Consider the following 16,535-nt stretch of genomic DNA (forward strand, 5'->3'; position numbering starts at 1 on the left):
TTACTAAATATTGTATGAAAAATGTAGAGTTAACTGATGTGATTTTAACAGAAAGTAATAGATAAATGGGTGGTAGGAGTGCTAACTTATTAAAATAGAGGTTAAAGCAAATATCAGTATTTTATACACTAAGTGAACTTTGTATGGGTTGACACTTAGGTTAATACGCATTCAATGTTTTTACTCATGGGTTTAAAAATCCATAGATGATATAAATTGAATTACCTTTATAACCGTTCCTGCTCTCTTATATTTTGTGACTATGTTATAAATATAGGTGGTTACATCTGGCTATCAAAACATTTTATTTAACTGAAAGAGGTAGCGGTAAGAACAAAACTTAAAAACAATGCACTTTTGTTTGAAAATGGAACTTTTAATAAACGCCGAGAGTTTTGAGGTATTTTGTCTGGGAATAATGCTAAATGTTGGCCTATAGTAAAAAAGTAATATATGAATAGTGAGCTAAAAGTTGCCTTGATTCAGTGTAACCTGGTTTGGGAAAATCCTCAGGCTAATAGGGATGAATTAGAAAGGAGAATCCATTCCATTTCTTCAGAGGTAGATATAATAATTCTTCCAGAGATGTTTACTACAGGTTTTACTATGACCCCAGGAAATATAGCAAAGGAAGAGGGGGAGAAAACCGTAGAATGGATGTATGCTATGGCAGAAAAGAAAAATGCTGCTTTGGTAGGTAGTATTGTCTTTGAAGAAGAGGGGTGTTACTATAACCGACTTTGGTTTGTAGCCCCTAATAATAAAATTTCTAGCTACAATAAGCGTCATACCTTTACCCTAGCAGGGGAAGATAAAGTTTATACCGCTGGTAAAAATAGAGTGTTGGTTAACTTTAGAGGGTTTACAATCTGCCCTTTAATTTGTTATGATCTTCGATTTCCGGTTTTTGCAAGGAACACTGTGGACTACGATGTACTAATCTATATAGCCAATTGGCCCGAAAAAAGAATTGTTGCATGGGATGCACTACTAAAGGCAAGGGCTATAGAGAACATGGCTTATGTAATAGGAGTTAATAGAACGGGAACCGATAATCTAGGAAATAATTATACGGGTCATTCTGCAGTGTATGATGTGTTGGGTGGTTCTCTAGCTTTTTCCAAAGCAAATACAGTTTTATATGCTACTTTAAATAAGGAGCATATAAAAACTGAGAGGGAAAAATTAAGATTTTTGGGTGATAGAGATCAATTTACTTTAGAAGAGTAAAAGTTTGTTCTAACTCCCAGTTAGCACGCACTTCTAATACCGTTGGGTAATAACTTACTTTCTCTGGTTGTCTGCCTTCAAGATAATTTCCAGTGTCCCATTTTTTGTTTCCATTACTATCGTGGATTACCCGGATAAGATATTTTGCAGGTGGAATATGTTTAAAATTGAATATCCTTGGTTCCTCTGCAAATTGCTCCATTTTTGTAACTCCCTTTTCATCGGTTAATTGTACAATTAATGGGAAGGATGTGTGGCCATCCAAAGTAAGGCTTAGATTGCCGAAATCTGCATAACTTTTAGTGGATAGTTTATAAGATAACGTATCGTTTTGCTTACCAAAAAAATCGGTTATCATTCCTGGCAGGAGGTCCAAAGTATAGTTTTCGTTTGGCTCTACTTCAAAATCAAAATCAATCTTATTGTTTAAAGTGTCTAAAGCAACCGAATGTTTAACAGCAGTAGAATCACTTCGCCATAAAGAGATTTTAGTACTGTCTAAGGTAGATATTGGCGTGTTGGCTCCTATAAAAAACGGATTACCAAACTCTAAGGAGCCTCGTTGGTTTGGTTGTAATACCAAAGTATCTGCAGCAAGTTTTCTTGTTTTAACTGTGAAGGTGTCCCTTATTTTTTCTACATCGTTGCTAACGGTAAATATTAGGGAATCTGCAGTGAAGGGAGTAATCCAATAATTAAGGCTGTCCTTATTGCGCTCTTTAATAATTTTTGTTTTAACGCTATCTGGTAGTTTTGTTAAGGTCTCTATTTTAATATTCTCTCCAGTTCCTTGGTAGCCAAAAATAATTTTATTTCTGGCAGCGAAATTAGGAACAGATACACTATAATCCGGAATCTCCTTAAACAGTGTTAAGAGATAAATAGAGTCTGTAGGTAGGGAAATAGTGTCCTTTAAGAAAGCTATTTTATCTGTTTTCTGATTAAATAGATTGTTCTTAGCCTCGTCTTTTAGAGCGAACATGGCATATTTTCCTTCTTTTAGGTTTTTTAGATGGAATATGGTAGTGCTGTCTAAGGTGTTGGTGATATAGTTTGGCGGTTGTTTGTAAATGGTAGAGTCGGTATAAGTGCTATCCAATTCGTATAGCATAACACTGATAAAATTATCTGCTTTTTTATTAAAGCCATCTACAACAACGCCAGATACGGTTAAAGAGTCTATATAATCTCCAGTGGAAAATACATAGGTTAAATAGCTGTTTGGGTTGCCTTCATTATTATCAACAATACTTTGACCAAAATTAAAAGTATAAGTGGTGTTCTCTTTAAGAGTATCCTTTAAAATAATTTCCACATATTTTCTAGGTGAGCCTAATGGCGTTATTAAAGGAGTGTACTTTAAGGGAGGCGAAACTATTAATTGTTTGTCTAGTTCGTTTAGCTTGATGTATTCGTCAAAATAGAGGCGTATTTTATCTCCTTTAAAATTAGTGGTCATATTAGCTGGCTCTGCCTTTATCAGCTTAGGTGGGGTAATGTCTTTATCTCCTCCGCTAGGTGCGCCACGACGTGCGCATTGGAGAAATGCAGATACCGATAAAGCTAGAAATAAAAAACCTAATATGCGTTGAATCATATGATATGTAAAAGTGCCACAAAGAAACAACTAATTTGTAGAAATGTAAAATTAAGGTACAATGGCCATCGATGCAATATATAATTTAATGCCAGGAGTATTAGAAAGGGCGGTTGCACAAGCTTCCATAGTAGCACCAGTGGTTATTACATCGTCTAATAGCAATACATTTTTATCTTTTAAAAGCTCATTGTTGGTTAACATATAAAGCGCTTTTTTGTTTTGCCATCGGAGCAACCTCGTTTTTTTAGTCTGCGTCCTTGTATTCGCTGTCTTTGTAAGAATATCTTCCGAAAATTTTGCATTAAGATGTGTTGCTACAGATTTGGCGAATAAAGTTACTTGATTATACCCCCTTCTTCTTCGTTTTTTGGGATGTATAGGAACTGGAATTACATAGTCTATATTTTTTAGATAGTTGTTGTTCTTTAAAATATGACCATACCACTGGCCTAAGAAGTATCCAATTTGTTCCTGGTTTTTGTATTTAAGATAATGGATTAAATTTTTTACTATCCCTTTATCCGTGTAAAATAGGAGCGCGCTAGCTTTTACAATTAAAATTCTGCCATAAAATATACGGTCAACAGGGTTTTCTACGTTAAAGTTATACTCGGTAAGTGGAAGCTGATTCCGACAAACAGTGCAAACATGCTCTTCTCCTCTAATTAACAAGGTGTTGCATCCAAAACATAACCTTGGTAGTAAGACGGAGGTAATATCATGGAGTATATTTGAAAGCTTATGAAACATACACCCAAATTACTATTAACCTACTTAATACGCATTACTTTAGATGGATAATCATGATAAAAAATTAAACTATAAGATAATTGTTGCAGTTTTGGTGGCTGGTATTATAGGGCTGCTTATAGCTTTTTATTATAGTTATGCTCAGAACAAAAGTGATATAAGTTATCTGCGTCAAGAAAGGGAATTGTTGGTTAGAGATATCACCCTGGTAAAAGCAGATGTAGACCGACTCTCTGCTCTTAATGAGGTGAACGAGATAGAGTTGGAAGATTCTAAGTATCGTGTGCAGCAGTTGTTAGACTCTGTGGGTAAGTTAAATTTTTCTATAGAAAAACTAAGGGAGTATGGAACGGAGCTAAAAGGATTAGAAGCTAAAAACGATAGTCTTAGGCTTAGGAATAATTTTCTTAAGTACAATGTAATGGTGATGGAGACTAAGTACGAAGAATCTATAAAGTTAGTAGAAAAATTAAAGGGGAGGAGTAGTTCCTTGGCAGAAAAAGAGGCGCTTTTAAAGAAAAAGAACCAAGAGCTTAGTCTAGAGTTAAAAACAAAGAACTACCTTAAATTAGTGAATTCTGAAGGTAGTGGGTTTCGCCTACGTGGAGGAAAGTATGTTAGAACAAACAAAGCTAATACTGTTTCTAGACTAAGAGGATGTGTTACTATAATTGGAAATCCCAATGCCAAAAGTGAGGAGCGAGTAATATACTATCAATTCCTTGGGCCAAATATGGAAGTTATAGGGGATAATGCTAATACTATTGTGGTAAACGGAAATGTTTATAGTAAGAGGGTGCAGCTTGTTTTTATGGGGGAGAAATTTAACGTTTGTGATGCTGTTGCTATTCCAGAAGGCTCGTTGCAATCTGGTACCTATACGCTAAATGTGTTTGAAGATGAGAAATTACTAGCGTCTTCGGAATTTCATTTGAAATAAATTACCCAATTATAGGGTAATATCCTATTTTTGTCTCATGGCAAAACAAGAAGACGATTTTAGAAAGGTTATTTCACATGCTAAGGAATACGGGTATGTATTTCAGTCTAGTGAAATCTACGATGGGCTTAGTGCAGTCTATGACTATGCCCAGAACGGAGCAGAGTTAAAAAAGAATATTAAGGAGTATTGGTGGAAAGCCATGGTCCAGATGAATGATAATATTGTGGGACTAGATTCTGCAATCTTTATGCACCCAACAGTGTGGAAAGCTTCTGGACACGTAGATGCTTTTAACGACCCCTTAATAGATAATAAAGATTCCAAAAAAAGATACCGCGCAGACGTTCTAGTAGAAGAGCATGCGGCGAAAATAGAGGCGAAAATTGAAAAAGAAGTGGCCAAGGCGCAAAAGCGTTTTGGAGATGCATTTGATAAGGATCAATTTTTGGCAACTAGTCCTAGGGTTGTAAAATATCAAGAAGAAATTGATACTATTTTAAAAAGACTAGGGTCTTCTTTGGAAAAAGAAGATTTGGCAGATGTGAAATCACTTATTGAAGAATTAGGAATTGCTTGCCCATTATCCGGATCTAAGAACTGGACAGATGTAAAGCAATTTAACCTAATGTTTGCAACCAAATTAGGTGCTTCTGCAGAAAGTGCAACGGATCTATACCTTAGGCCCGAAACAGCGCAGGGAATTTTCACTAACTTTTTAAATGTTCAGAAAACTAGTAGGATGAAAATTCCTTTTGGGATTGCTCAAATAGGAAAGGCATTTAGGAATGAGATTGTAGCAAGACAGTTTATTTTCCGTCAGCGCGAATTTGAGCAGATGGAATTACAGTTTTTTATTAAGCCTGGAACACAGCTAGATTGGTATGAAACTTGGAAAGAGAAAAGAATGAAATGGCATTTGTCTCTAGGGATGGGTCAGGACAACTACAGATTCCATGACCATGAGCAATTGTCGCATTATGCAGATGCTGCTACTGATATTCAGTTTAAGTTTCCTTTTGGATTTAAAGAATTGGAAGGGATACACTCTCGTACCGATTTTGACTTGTCTAATCATGAGAAGTTTTCGGGAAAGAAATTGCAGTATTTTGATCCAGAATTAAATAAGAGTTATGTGCCTTACGTGTTGGAAACTTCTATTGGTGTAGATAGGATGTTTTTAGCCGTATTCGCCAATTCCTTAGTAGAGGAGGAATTAGAAAATGGATCAACTAGAACTGTATTAAAATTACCGGCGGTATTAGCTCCTAATAAGGCGGCAGTTTTCCCATTGGTGAGAAAAGATGGCCTTCCAGAATTAGCTAAGGAGATATTAGAAGACCTTAAATGGGATTTTAATGTGATTTATGACGATAAGGATGCCGTGGGGCGTCGTTATAGAAGGCAAGATGCTAATGGTACTCCTTTCTGTATAACTGTGGATCATCAGTCTTTAGAAGATCAAACAGTTACCATACGCCATAGAGATACTATGGAGCAGCAACGCGTTGCTATTGCCGACGTTAAAAGAATTATCCACGAAGAAGTGGATATGAAAAGCTGGTTGAAGAGGATAGAATAAGGGAAAACAACACCCTGCATTTTAATAAATAAAAAAGCCCCCATTGGAATTTAATTCTAATGGGGGTTTTTGTTTTTATCTGTGGTTAAAGAACTTTGAAGGCTCCTCTTTGTATCAATGTATTATACACATTAATCCATATATAGCTGTTTGTGGATCGTTATTAAAGGCCGAATCAAATTTTCCCTATAAGGAATATCTTATCTGTAAGCTTCCGTAAAAATTTCTGCCATCTCCAGGATAGTAATATCGTGGCTCCGAGCCACCAAATCCTGTGGTGTTTATGAGTACAGATCTTGCGTAATTGGTATCGAAGATATTGTTTAGGCCTAATGAAACATCCATATATACTCTTTTAGCTAATTGGTTTCTATAGCCAATTTTACTATTGAATATATTGAAGGATTCACTGGAGAGTGAGTTTGCATCCGTCAGTGGAATTTCACCAACATATTGGTGGGTAGTATTCCAATAAAGTCGCTGAGATAAATTGGCTTGTATCCCAGAATTAAGTCGGTGTGCTGGAACTCCCGTTAAAGGATTTCCAGAATAATCATTGCCTTCGTCAATAAAGGATACAAATTGGTGTTTGCTATAGGTATAGCTTATAAATGGAGATAATGTTAAGTCCGTGCCTATTTTCCAATTATACTCCATTTCTAATTCAACGCCTTGGTGTTTTGTTTTTCCTGCATTTTTCCCAACATATTGGTCTTCTCCTACTCGCTGTGCTACCAATAGGTTTTTAACATCCATTCTATAAAGCGCTAAATTAACCTTCATTTTTTCATCTAGTAGATGCCATTGGGTTCCAACTTCGTAATTTATGCCTGTTTCCTGAGAAATATCGGGATTAATCACTCCGTCTGGGGTTAAGGTTTCCTCTAAGCTAGGATTAGAAAATCCTCTACTTATATTAGCATACACCTTGGTATCGTCTGAAATAACATAGTTTAAGTTTAAACTAGGCAGTAAAATAGGTTTAAAATCCCTTTTTGCGCTCATGTTTTCACTCCCCTCATTAAACTGATCCCTAAAATCGTAATGGGTTTTATTAATGCTCATGCCTATTTGTGCCGAAAACGCCTCTGTTAAAGGGAATAGAAGGTTGCCAAAGGCATTAAACTGTCGTCTAAACTCCTTGTTATTAGCAAAGAGATCTCCCTTTTTACTTCCTTGACCATTATTGTCTTTATACAGGTTTTCAAACTCACTCCAATTATATTCATCCTTGTATAGTTCAGCGCCAAAACTATAAGCGACCTTGGTTTGGCTTAAGTCAAATTTTCCAGTGAATTTTGTCCTAAACCCAAATCCGTGAGTGTATTCGTCCAATATACCAAAAGGTCTTGGCTCGTAATGATCTAGGTAGTTGTAAAAAATACTAGTCGAATTTTTTAACTTTTCAGAAAAAGAATGATTTAAAGTAAGTCCTACTAAACTATAGTTATTAGCTTCGTGCCCTTTAGCTGCTTTCCAGGTAAAGGCAGCTTGTTTTGGGTTTTCTTTAAAGTCGGTTAAACCTAAGGAGCTAGGAATCTGAGCAGTATAATCTACATGATTTACAAGTAGTCCAATAACTGTTTTAGGGCTTAATTGGTAGTTTAAATCCAAGAGAACTCCATCTTGTTCAAAGTGATTGTTTTCCCTATAGCCGTCTCTTTCCATATGTCCATAATGCAAGCTAAGGGAAAGTTTGTCTTCCTGCAATGTAAATAATAGGTTGTTCTTTAGTAGGTTATAAGATCCTACTGTTAGATTATTTCTAAAATAGGAAGACCCTATGGCGGGTTGTTTGGAGTTTAGTAAGATGGCTCCGCCCAAATTGGCACCAAAGTTAGTTCCTTTAGGGCCTTTAATAATATCTATATGGCTAAGGTTTTCTAAATCGAAGGATTCTATTGTTGAAAATCCCGACCCATTGGTAATAGGGATGTTGTTGTAATACAATCGTAATTTATCTGTGCCATATAACGTTCTAGCGCCTATTCCCCTTACGGTGATTCTGTTGGTATTTAGAGCGCCCGACAATATATATACTCCTGAAACTTGATTAATAGAAGTCACTAAATCAATGGGGCTGTAATTTTTAAATACTTTACTACCAATTATTTGTGTTGGAACAATTCCGTTATCGGCAGATGATTTTAGTGCTTCTAGTAGAATTACTTCATCTAATTCCGTTATACTATCCTTCGAGACGGGGTCTTGGGCTACAGAAAAGTTGAAAGTTAAAAGCGAAATAAGAAATATGAGAGGGGATTTCATGGGTTCAATTTTTAAAAAAGCAAACTTAAGGAATATTCTACGATTTCAATTTAAATGCAGTGATTAGGACAATGTTTATAGGCTATTGAAATTTGTGTATAGAATCTATCTCTTTTGCTTTTTTCTGTTAGGGAAACATTGTCTATTTTTAGCCCTATTTTTTAGGGTTTTTTCTAGAAAAGAGAAAGGAATTACGCACTTAACTTTTGGAGGTTTAATAAATGTTGAGTGAAAACTAAATTTTAGAGATGAAAATTGTTTCATATAATGTAAATGGAATTCGGGCGGCCCTTAAAAAGGGCTTTTTGGAGTGGTTGCTAAGTGTAAATCCAGATGTTATCTGTTTACAGGAGATTAAGGCCAATAAAGAGCAATTAGATCTATCCATATTTGAAGCTGCAGGATACCCTTACCACTTTTGGTATAGTGCACAGAAAAAAGGATATAGTGGTGTGGCTATCCTCTCTAAAAGAAAGCCCAATCATGTGGAGTTTGGTACTGGAATTGAGTACATGGATTTTGAAGGTCGAAATATTAGGGCTGATTTTGATGGTGTTTCCGTAATGAGCCTATATCTGCCCTCTGGAACCAATATTGCTAGATTAGATCATAAATTGCAGTATATGGCAGATTTCCAAGAGTATGTAGATGAGTTGAAGCAATCTAAGCCCAATCTAATTATCTGTGGAGATTACAATATATGTCATAAGGCTATTGATATCCATGATCCGGTTAGAAATAAAAATGTTTCTGGTTTTTTACCTGTAGAAAGGGAATGGCTAGAACAATTTTTAAATAGGGGATTTATAGATAGCTTTAGGCACTTTAATAAAGAGCCAGATAACTACACTTGGTGGAGTTATAGGGCCAATTCTAGAGCCAATAATAAAGGGTGGAGATTAGATTACGGTCTGGTAAGTGCACCTTTGGAAGACCGCTTAAAGCGATCTGTAATTTTATCTCAAGCGGTGCATAGTGATCACTGTCCTATTTTGGTGGAATTGGAGCAATAAACGCTTTTTCTGATTTTTTATTTAATTTTTTAAACTACAACATTTCAAATCAATAAAATGATCTATACTAATCTTCCTCACACGGATATTGAAGTCAGTAAAATATGTCTTGGGACAATGACTTGGGGAAATCAGAATACGGAAGCAGAAGGCCATGAGCAAATGGACTATGCTTTAGAACAAGGAGTAAATTTCTTTGATACGGCTGAATTATATCCAATTCCGGCTGCTGCAGAACGTTATGCGCATACCGAAAAAATTATAGGGACTTGGTTTAAAAAGAACCGAAATAGGGATAAGGTGATTTTAGCCTCTAAAATTGCAGGAAGGTCTCCAGCTACTAGTTTTATAAGAACTACCGGTTTTAATAGAGATTCTATCACCGAGGCTGTTGAAGGAAGTCTTAAGCGTTTGCAAACAGATTATATAGATTTGTATCAATTGCATTGGCCAGACCGAGCTACTAATTACTTTGGGAAGAGAGGGTATGTGCCAGAGGCTACAGATTTTTGGGAGGATAATTTCCATCAAATTTTGGAAACCCTACGCGATTTAATCAGGGAAGGAAAGATTAGACATTTTGGAGTGTCTAATGAGACTCCATGGGGTGCAATGCGTTATCTAGAAGAGAGTAAGGTGCATGTTACCTTGCCTAGAATAAGCACTATCCAAAATCCATATAGTCTTCTAAATAGAACCTATGAAGTAGGAATGGCAGAAATATCTCATCGGGAAAACTTGGGGCTGTTGGCCTATTCGCCTTTAGGTTTTGGAGTGTTGAGTGGAAAATATCTAGGAGGTAAAAAGCCAGAAAATGGTAGGGTTACAATTTTTCCTAATTATAATAGATATAGTGGGGAAACCGCAGTGAAAGCTACTGAGTTATACCATAAATTGGCAGAAGAAACTAACCTGTCCCTAGCGCAAATGTCGCTAGCCTATGTAAATTCTAGGCCTTTTGTAACCAGTAATATTATTGGAGCTACTAATTTGGAGCAATTAAAAGAAAATATAGAAAGTATAGATGTGGTTCTAAGTGATGAGGTGTTTAGTGGTATAGAAGCCATTCACAATGCTATTCCTAACCCTGCTCCGTAAATTATAAAAGCATGTATTTTTTAAAAATCGGATTTTGGCAGTTGACACTTATTCTATTGGTTGTTCTAATAATTCTAGTGCTAACACGGATATTTAATTCAAAAAACTAAGAAAATACTTGATTGGCAAGGTCTTCGATTTTGCCAATCAATACCACTCGTATTTTTGTTTTTTGAAGAGTTATTTTGTTGTTTTTAGAAGCGTAAATTGTGGTGAAGCCTAATTTTTCTGCCTCTAAAATTCGTTGATCTATTCGTTGTACAGGGCGTATTTCTCCAGCTAACCCTACTTCTGCAGCAAAACAAATTCCCTTTTCTATGGAGATGTCTTCATTGCTAGAAAGGATTGCTGCAACAACAGCTAGGTCTATAGCGGGATCATCAACAGATATCCCTCCGGTAATGTTTAAGAACACGTCTTTTGCACCCAATTTAAAGCCAGCTCGTTTTTCTAATACGGCTAAGAGCATATTTAAGCGCTTAGCATTGTAACCAGTAGTAGAACGTTGTGGGGTTCCGTAGACCGCTGTACTGACCAAAGCTTGTATTTCTATCATTAAAGGACGCATGCCTTCTATGGTAGATGCAATTGCCGTGCCACTTAATCCTTCATCGTTTTTGGAAATTAAAATTTCAGATGGATTGTTCACTTCACGGAGTCCGCTTCCATGCATTTCATAAATACCCAGCTCTGCTGTAGAGCCAAATCTATTTTTAAGGGAACGTAGTATCCGATAAACATAATTCCTATCTCCTTCAAATTGGAGTACAGTATCTACCATATGCTCCAAAATCTTAGGTCCCGCAATGGTGCCATCCTTGGTGATGTGGCCAATTAAAATTACGGGGGTATTGGTCTCTTTAGCAAACTTAATAAGTTCTGCCGTACACTCCCGGATTTGTGAGATGCTTCCGGCGGCAGATTCTATATAATCGGTATGCAGGGTCTGTATAGAATCTATAACCACAATATCTGGTTCCGTGGCTTCTATCTGCTTAAAAATATTTTGAGTTTTGGTCTCAGTCAATATAAAGCAGGTTTCATTATCGGAATTAATCCGATCTGCACGCATTTTAATTTGTTTCTGGCTTTCTTCTCCCGATACGTAGAGTGTTTTGTAGGGGAGTCTAAGTGCAATCTGTAGTATTAGGGTGCTTTTACCAACTCCCGGTTCCCCGCCTAAAAGAATAAGGGACCCAGGGACTATTCCGCCACCTAATACACGGTTAAACTCTTGGTTAAACGAATCTAATCGGAGTTCTTTCTCTGTGTTTATTTCGTTTATCCGTAATGGTTTTGCTACTCTTTTAGAACTAGGAGAGTCGCTCTTCCATGCCACTTTCACCTCCTTTTGAACAACTTCCTCTACAAGGGTGTTCCATTCTTTGCAGGCGCTACATTGACCCGCCCATTTGGCAAACTGTGTTCCGCAATTTTGACAAAAAAATGTTGTTTTGGTCTTAGCCATTTTCCTCTTTATGGTTTGCGCTAAGGTACTAAAAGGATTCAGAAAAAATGTTTGGGTTTTATAAAGAGATGACCCGCTTAAGTAATTATAAAGTGCTTTTGTTTATGGGTATGAGCATTCTTATCCTTCTTTCTAGGATAATAAAAAAAACGGATTTTTCAAATAAAGGATAAAAATGCTCTTTGCTTCGACTTTATAATCAGTCTAATGTATTTATTCTGACAGGTATAGGTTAGGCTCTAACTGAATCAATGAAAATGATTAATACCCGAAATCTGCTTTTAGCGCTCTAATTTTCTCTAGTGCCATATCTTTGGTGAGAAAATCAATCTCAGACATAGCAAAAGACTTTTCAAAAGTCCGAAGTGCTTTTTTGGGTTCTCCTAATTGCTCGTAATACTCGGCTTCAAAATAAAATCCTAACATGGTTTCTGGATACTCCTTTTTACAAAGGGCAGATAAAGGTTTTAACGACTCAAAGTCTCCTTTTTTTCTAGAGGCGGCATAGATGGCCATAATATCGTTTAAGCTAGTGGTATTGTTAAATCCAAATAGCTCTGAGATATAGTTCTGTTTGTCTTCTAAATATTTAAACACAGGCTCGTTTGAGGTAAGTATCTTTTCTCTGTATTCTTTTGGGCTGATGGGTTTAAACATTCCGAATATATTATCGAATGCTTTCCCAATACCATAGGTAGCAACTGAAATATGATCTGCATTAGGATATTCATCAAAGAAATAATATAGATTTTCGGAGTCTATTTCTTGTAAGGACTTATTAAGAGCTAGGATGTCGCTGGCATTTTCTTCCTGCTCTCCCTCTAGTATCAATTGGTAGAAAATCTTTTTGTTCATTGCTGCTAGTCGGTCTGGAATCCTAGTGGTCATTTCTGGAGCCAATGTGGGCGATATGCTTACGTAGGCATTGAAGAGGGATTCTTCTTTATAGAGATAGAAGTTTCCAAAGTTGGCCGTAATATCATACCCAACAAACATTTTAAAAGGTGTTGTGTTGTATTTACTTTCTATATAGGGGATAAGTTCCATTCCTAAGAATTCGAAAAAGAGTTTTCCTCTTTCTGAAGGTAATCCGTCGTAAGGTTCAAAAGCGCAGTCTTGATAGCGTAAATTGTAGTTAGATTGGTTAACTCCTATAACAATGGCTTCTGGCATGCCGTGGAACTTGCTATAAAATTTAGCGTTAGCTACTACTTGATCAAAAAGATATTCGGCATCTAATACCAGGATTAAAGTATATTTTTCCTTCTTGTCATAAGTTTCTGGTATATAGTACGATACGTCCCTTTTTTCTTGAAGTTTAATAGATTCGAATACCTCTAGAGTAGCTTGTGCGTTGGTTCCCATGCCAAGCAAGAGCGCAATCAAGGTTAAAATGCGTAACATAGTTTGTTTTTGGTTTGGTGGTTATCTATTTCTATTCCATAACGGTAAAATTAGAAAAGATATTGCCCCGAAAACAACAATCATTAAAGTTTGTGAGATCCACATAATCCATCCAAACGCGTCGCCAGAAACGGAACTAATTCCAAAAATTGCCAATGCACTACTTACGGCAATAGGGTAGATTCCAATTCCGCCATTGGTGGCAGACATAGCAAAAGCACCTGCGACAAAGGCAACTAACAGTTGACTTAAAGTGAGGTCTACTGTTTCTACAACGGTAAATTTTATTACCCAAAACATTGCAACATATGCCGTCCATATAAAAAGGGTGTGGAAAACAAATGCCCATTTTTTTTGCATCTTAAATATGCTTAAGATGCCTCCTAGGAGCCCTCTAAGGATTCTTTTTATTTTTAAGACCCAAGGGTGCTTAGATTTTTTAATAAATAAGTATAATAAGGGGAAAGCGATAGCTCCACAGATGAGTATGGTTATAAGTAAAGTGATGTTTAGGCCTCTTTCTTTTAAAAAGGCCCAGATAATATCGGTTTGTAAAAAAAACGCAAGTCCAACCACCAAAAGAAGCATTATTAAATCTATCACTCTTTCGGTTACTATAGTTCCAAATCCTTTTTCAAAAGGAACGTTCTCATAGGTAGTTAATGCAGTAGCTCTTAACAGTTCCCCGGATCTCGGGATTCCTAGATTGGTGAAATAGGCGGTGAGAATAATTAGAATGTTGTTAATCAAACTTGGTTTGTAGCCTAGAGGCTGTAAGAGGTAATTCCACCTAATTGCCCTGGAGATATGGGTCATTATTCCTAATAAAATGGAAACGCCCACCCAAAAAAGGTCGGCGTTTTTAATGTAGTATAGAATTTGCCTCCGCTCCTCCACTGTGGTGGAGAAATAAGAGTACCAAATTAAGAATATTCCCAAGGCAATTGGGAGTATTGATTTTAAGGCTTTCTTAGTGGAGGGTTTCAATGTTAGGTTAAAAGATTGGTCTCTTCGTTAGGGAAAACCAAAGAAGGGTTAAAGGTTTTTGCAACTTCATATTCCATTTGTGCGTAGGTGATTAGTATTAAAACGTCTCCTACAGCCACTTTTCTAGCTGCTGCTCCATTAAGGGTTATTTCACCACTACCTCTTGTTCCTGGAATGGCGTATGTTTCTAGACGCTCTCCATTATTGTTGTTAACAATTTGCACCTTTTCTCCTCTAATGATATTAGCGGCATCCATTAGGTCTTCATCAATGGTAATGCTACCTATATAATTTAGGTCGGCTCCAGTTACTTTTACCCGGTGTATTTTAGATTTTACTACTTCTATTAGCATAGGACAAAGTTAATCAAATTAGGTTTTATATTAAGATTTTCAGGATAATCGTCTCAAAAGCATTGGTTTACCCATTCTGTCTTTTATAGGGCTATGTTGTCTATAAGTCTTACATCTCCTGCGTATACTGCTACAAATGCTCGGTATTTAGTGCTTTTGTCTATTGTGTCTACAGCTTGCAACTTAGCTTCGTCAACAATTTTAATGTATTCTAAATCTAAGCTAGGGTGTTTACTAAATTCTTCTTTAGCCCAATGTATTACATACCCTACACTTTTTGTGCCAATTTTTTCTTTTGCAGATTTTAGAGTTTTATAGATGAAGGCAGCTTCTTTTCTGAGGCTCTCAGACAGTCTTTCGTTTCTAGAGCTCATGGCGAGTCCGCTTGGTTCCCTAACAATTGGGCAACCAATTATGGTTACGGGTAAATTTTTAATTTCTACTAACTTTCTAATGATTTGAAGTTGCTGAAAGTCCTTTTCCCCAAAATAAGCCCGCGTAGGGTTGGTAAGGGTAAGCAATTTTTCAACGATTGTGCCTACTCCATTAAAGTGCCCTTCTCTAAACTCCCCTTCCATTACATTTTCTAAACCTTCAAAATCATAAGATTGGGAGCTTATATTTCCTGAATAAATTTCATTTGCATTCGGGGCAAAAATAATAAGATTGTCTGAAACCGATTTTAAAAGTGAAATATCCTCATTTAAGGTATTTGGATATTTGGCAAGGTCCTCTTTATTATCGAACTGAGTAGGGTTTACAAAAATGCTTACAATGGTAAAGTCATTCTCTTTTACCGCTTGCTCTATTAGGGAGAGATGCCCTAAGTGTAGGGCGCCCATGGTAGGAACTAGGCCTATAGTTTTGGATTTATCCAAAGATTCTAAAAGTGAATTTAGTTCCTTAATTGTGTTTATTAACTGCATCCGAATTGCTTAAAAGTTAGCAAACTTACTATAATTACTGCTAATCTGCATAATTTTTGTAATTTTGCAGCTGCGTTTGCACCAGAAATAAAATATTGTTTGTATGAATGGTAAAAAGATATTGTTTGTATCTTCTGAGTTAGTACCCTATCTGCCGGAGAATGAAGTTTCCTTAATGTCCTATGAAACACCTAGAATGGTTAACAGTAATGGCGGCCAGATTAGGATATTTATGCCCAGGTTTGGAAACATTAATGAGAGAAGACATCAATTACATGAAGTTATAAGACTATCGGGGATGAACTTAGTGATCAATGATATGGATATGCCATTGATTATAAAAGTGGCTTCTATCCCTAGAGAACGTATTCAGGTTTATTTTATAGATAATGATGAATACTTTAAAAGAAAGGCTACGTTTACTGATGAAGACGGGAAATCTTTTCCTGATAATGACGAAAGAGCAATTTTCTTTGCAAAAGGGGTAGTAGAAACAGTTAAGAAATTAAATTGGTCTCCAGATATTATTCATGTGCATGGATGGATGGCATCTTTGTTGCCATTGTATCTTAAGAAGTTCTATGCAGATGAGCCGTTGTTTGGTGAAAGTAAAATTGTAATGTCTGTTTACGGTGAGGGCTTTGAAGGGTCGCTAGATGCTAGTCTGGTAGATAAAATAGCTTTTGACGGTATTGAAGAAGAGAGTGTTAAAGGCCTAAAAGATCCTACGTATAATAATTTGTTAAAAGTTGCAGTGGATAATTCTGATGCTATTATATTAGCTGCAGATGATCTTCCAAAAGATTTGGCAGACCATATATCCAACCTTAATAAACCTGTATTGCCGTATGTTGCTTTGCATGAGTTTGAAGAAGCGTACATGAACTTTTATAACACCGAAGTATTAAAATAATCT

The 16,535-nt window shown here is 36.4% G+C and carries 14 protein-coding genes; 6 read left to right on the forward strand and 8 right to left on the reverse strand.

The annotated features are described in order from the left end of the window. Positions 1–453 precede the first annotated feature (453 nt). On the forward strand, positions 454–1,230 hold the full coding sequence (locus H344_RS0101455) for an amidohydrolase (protein WP_026808661.1): 777 nt from the start codon (positions 454–456) through the stop codon (positions 1,228–1,230). On the opposite strand, the gene H344_RS0101460 is transcribed toward H344_RS0101455, so the two are convergent. Then, positions 1,214–2,827: an Ig-like domain-containing protein gene (locus tag H344_RS0101460; RefSeq protein WP_026808662.1), complete on the reverse strand. Its 1,614-nt coding sequence runs from the start codon at positions 2,825–2,827 to the stop codon at positions 1,214–1,216. The genes H344_RS0101455 and H344_RS0101460 overlap by 17 nt on opposite strands. Positions 2,828–2,878: 51 nt before the next feature. Continuing rightward, positions 2,879–3,580, reverse strand: a complete 702-nt coding sequence (locus H344_RS0101465) for a ComF family protein (RefSeq protein ID WP_034255980.1) — start codon at positions 3,578–3,580, stop codon at positions 2,879–2,881. Between the two features lie 43 nt (positions 3,581–3,623). Here H344_RS0101465 and H344_RS0101470 point away from each other — a divergent pair, with 43 nt between their 5' ends. Together H344_RS0101470 and H344_RS0101475 are read left to right on the forward strand one after the other, a co-directional pair. After that, entirely contained in the window at positions 3,624–4,520 is an 897-nt protein-coding gene (locus H344_RS0101470; protein WP_026808664.1) for a hypothetical protein, read from the forward strand. Between the two features lie 37 nt (positions 4,521–4,557). Beyond that, the gene (locus tag H344_RS0101475) at positions 4,558–6,102 is read left to right on the forward strand and encodes a glycine--tRNA ligase (protein WP_026808665.1); all 1,545 of its coding nucleotides are present in this window, start codon (positions 4,558–4,560) and stop codon (positions 6,100–6,102) included. Between the two features lie 186 nt (positions 6,103–6,288). Here H344_RS0101475 and H344_RS0101480 read toward each other — a convergent pair whose 3' ends face one another. Next, positions 6,289–8,370, reverse strand: coding sequence for a TonB-dependent receptor family protein (locus tag H344_RS0101480; protein ID WP_026808666.1), 2,082 nt, complete (start codon positions 8,368–8,370; stop codon positions 6,289–6,291). A 248-nt stretch (positions 8,371–8,618) separates the two neighbouring features. Here H344_RS0101480 and H344_RS0101490 point away from each other — a divergent pair, with 248 nt between their 5' ends. After that, entirely contained in the window at positions 8,619–9,383 is a 765-nt protein-coding gene (locus H344_RS0101490) for an exodeoxyribonuclease III (protein ID WP_026808667.1), read from the forward strand. A 57-nt stretch (positions 9,384–9,440) separates the two neighbouring features. Beyond that, positions 9,441–10,481, forward strand: a complete 1,041-nt coding sequence (locus H344_RS0101495) for an aldo/keto reductase (protein ID WP_026808668.1) — start codon at positions 9,441–9,443, stop codon at positions 10,479–10,481. A gap of 106 nt (positions 10,482–10,587) precedes the next feature. On the opposite strand, the gene radA is transcribed toward H344_RS0101495, so the two are convergent. From radA to panC, 5 genes are all read right to left on the reverse strand, one after another. Further along, positions 10,588–11,949, reverse strand: a complete 1,362-nt coding sequence (gene radA / locus H344_RS0101500) for a DNA repair protein RadA (protein WP_026808669.1) — start codon at positions 11,947–11,949, stop codon at positions 10,588–10,590. A gap of 261 nt (positions 11,950–12,210) precedes the next feature. Beyond that, positions 12,211–13,353 (reverse strand): alpha/beta hydrolase, encoded by a 1,143-nt coding sequence (locus tag H344_RS0101510; RefSeq protein ID WP_026808670.1) that lies wholly within the window; start codon positions 13,351–13,353, stop codon positions 12,211–12,213. Between the two features lie 21 nt (positions 13,354–13,374). After that, positions 13,375–14,340 carry a lysylphosphatidylglycerol synthase transmembrane domain-containing protein gene (locus tag H344_RS0101515; RefSeq protein WP_026808671.1) on the reverse strand — a complete coding sequence of 322 codons (966 nt, stop codon included), beginning with the start codon at positions 14,338–14,340 and terminating at the stop codon, positions 13,375–13,377. 2 nt (positions 14,341–14,342) lie between these two features. Continuing rightward, a complete protein-coding gene (panD, locus tag H344_RS0101520; RefSeq protein WP_026808672.1) occupies positions 14,343–14,693 on the reverse strand; it encodes an aspartate 1-decarboxylase in 351 nt (116 codons plus the stop codon). Between the two features lie 83 nt (positions 14,694–14,776). After that, positions 14,777–15,619, reverse strand: a complete 843-nt coding sequence (gene panC, locus H344_RS0101525; RefSeq protein WP_026808673.1) for a pantoate--beta-alanine ligase — start codon at positions 15,617–15,619, stop codon at positions 14,777–14,779. 103 nt (positions 15,620–15,722) lie between these two features. On the opposite strand from panC, the gene H344_RS0101530 reads away from it, so the two are divergent. After that, positions 15,723–16,532 (forward strand): glycogen/starch synthase, encoded by an 810-nt coding sequence (locus tag H344_RS0101530; protein WP_026808674.1) that lies wholly within the window; start codon positions 15,723–15,725, stop codon positions 16,530–16,532. Positions 16,533–16,535: the final 3 nt, after the last annotated feature.

Origin of the sequence: Arenibacter latericius DSM 15913, from assembly GCF_000424985.1 — a bacterium.
Taxonomy (GTDB): Bacteria; Bacteroidota; Bacteroidia; order Flavobacteriales; family Flavobacteriaceae; genus Arenibacter; species Arenibacter latericius.

What these genes read in the sequence shown, in the direction of transcription:
- H344_RS0101460 (WP_026808662.1), bottom strand. Translation starts at nt 2,827, where the DNA reads ATGATTCAACGCATATTAGGTTTTTTATTTCTAGCTTTATCGGTATCT.
- H344_RS0101465 (WP_034255980.1), bottom strand. Translation starts at nt 3,580, where the DNA reads ATGTTTCATAAGCTTTCAAATATACTCCATGATATTACCTCCGTCTTA.
- H344_RS0101455 (WP_026808661.1), top strand. Translation starts at nt 454, where the DNA reads ATGAATAGTGAGCTAAAAGTTGCCTTGATTCAGTGTAACCTGGTTTGG.
- H344_RS0101480 (WP_026808666.1), bottom strand. Translation starts at nt 8,370, where the DNA reads ATGAAATCCCCTCTCATATTTCTTATTTCGCTTTTAACTTTCAACTTT.
- H344_RS0101475 (WP_026808665.1), top strand. Translation starts at nt 4,558, where the DNA reads ATGGCAAAACAAGAAGACGATTTTAGAAAGGTTATTTCACATGCTAAG.
- H344_RS0101490 (WP_026808667.1), top strand. Translation starts at nt 8,619, where the DNA reads ATGAAAATTGTTTCATATAATGTAAATGGAATTCGGGCGGCCCTTAAA.
- H344_RS0101470 (WP_026808664.1), top strand. Translation starts at nt 3,624, where the DNA reads ATGGATAATCATGATAAAAAATTAAACTATAAGATAATTGTTGCAGTT.
- H344_RS0101530 (WP_026808674.1), top strand. Translation starts at nt 15,723, where the DNA reads ATGAATGGTAAAAAGATATTGTTTGTATCTTCTGAGTTAGTACCCTAT.
- H344_RS0101510 (WP_026808670.1), bottom strand. Translation starts at nt 13,353, where the DNA reads ATGTTACGCATTTTAACCTTGATTGCGCTCTTGCTTGGCATGGGAACC.
- panD (WP_026808672.1), bottom strand. Translation starts at nt 14,693, where the DNA reads ATGCTAATAGAAGTAGTAAAATCTAAAATACACCGGGTAAAAGTAACT.
- radA (WP_026808669.1), bottom strand. Translation starts at nt 11,949, where the DNA reads ATGGCTAAGACCAAAACAACATTTTTTTGTCAAAATTGCGGAACACAG.
- panC (WP_026808673.1), bottom strand. Translation starts at nt 15,619, where the DNA reads ATGCAGTTAATAAACACAATTAAGGAACTAAATTCACTTTTAGAATCT.
- H344_RS0101495 (WP_026808668.1), top strand. Translation starts at nt 9,441, where the DNA reads ATGATCTATACTAATCTTCCTCACACGGATATTGAAGTCAGTAAAATA.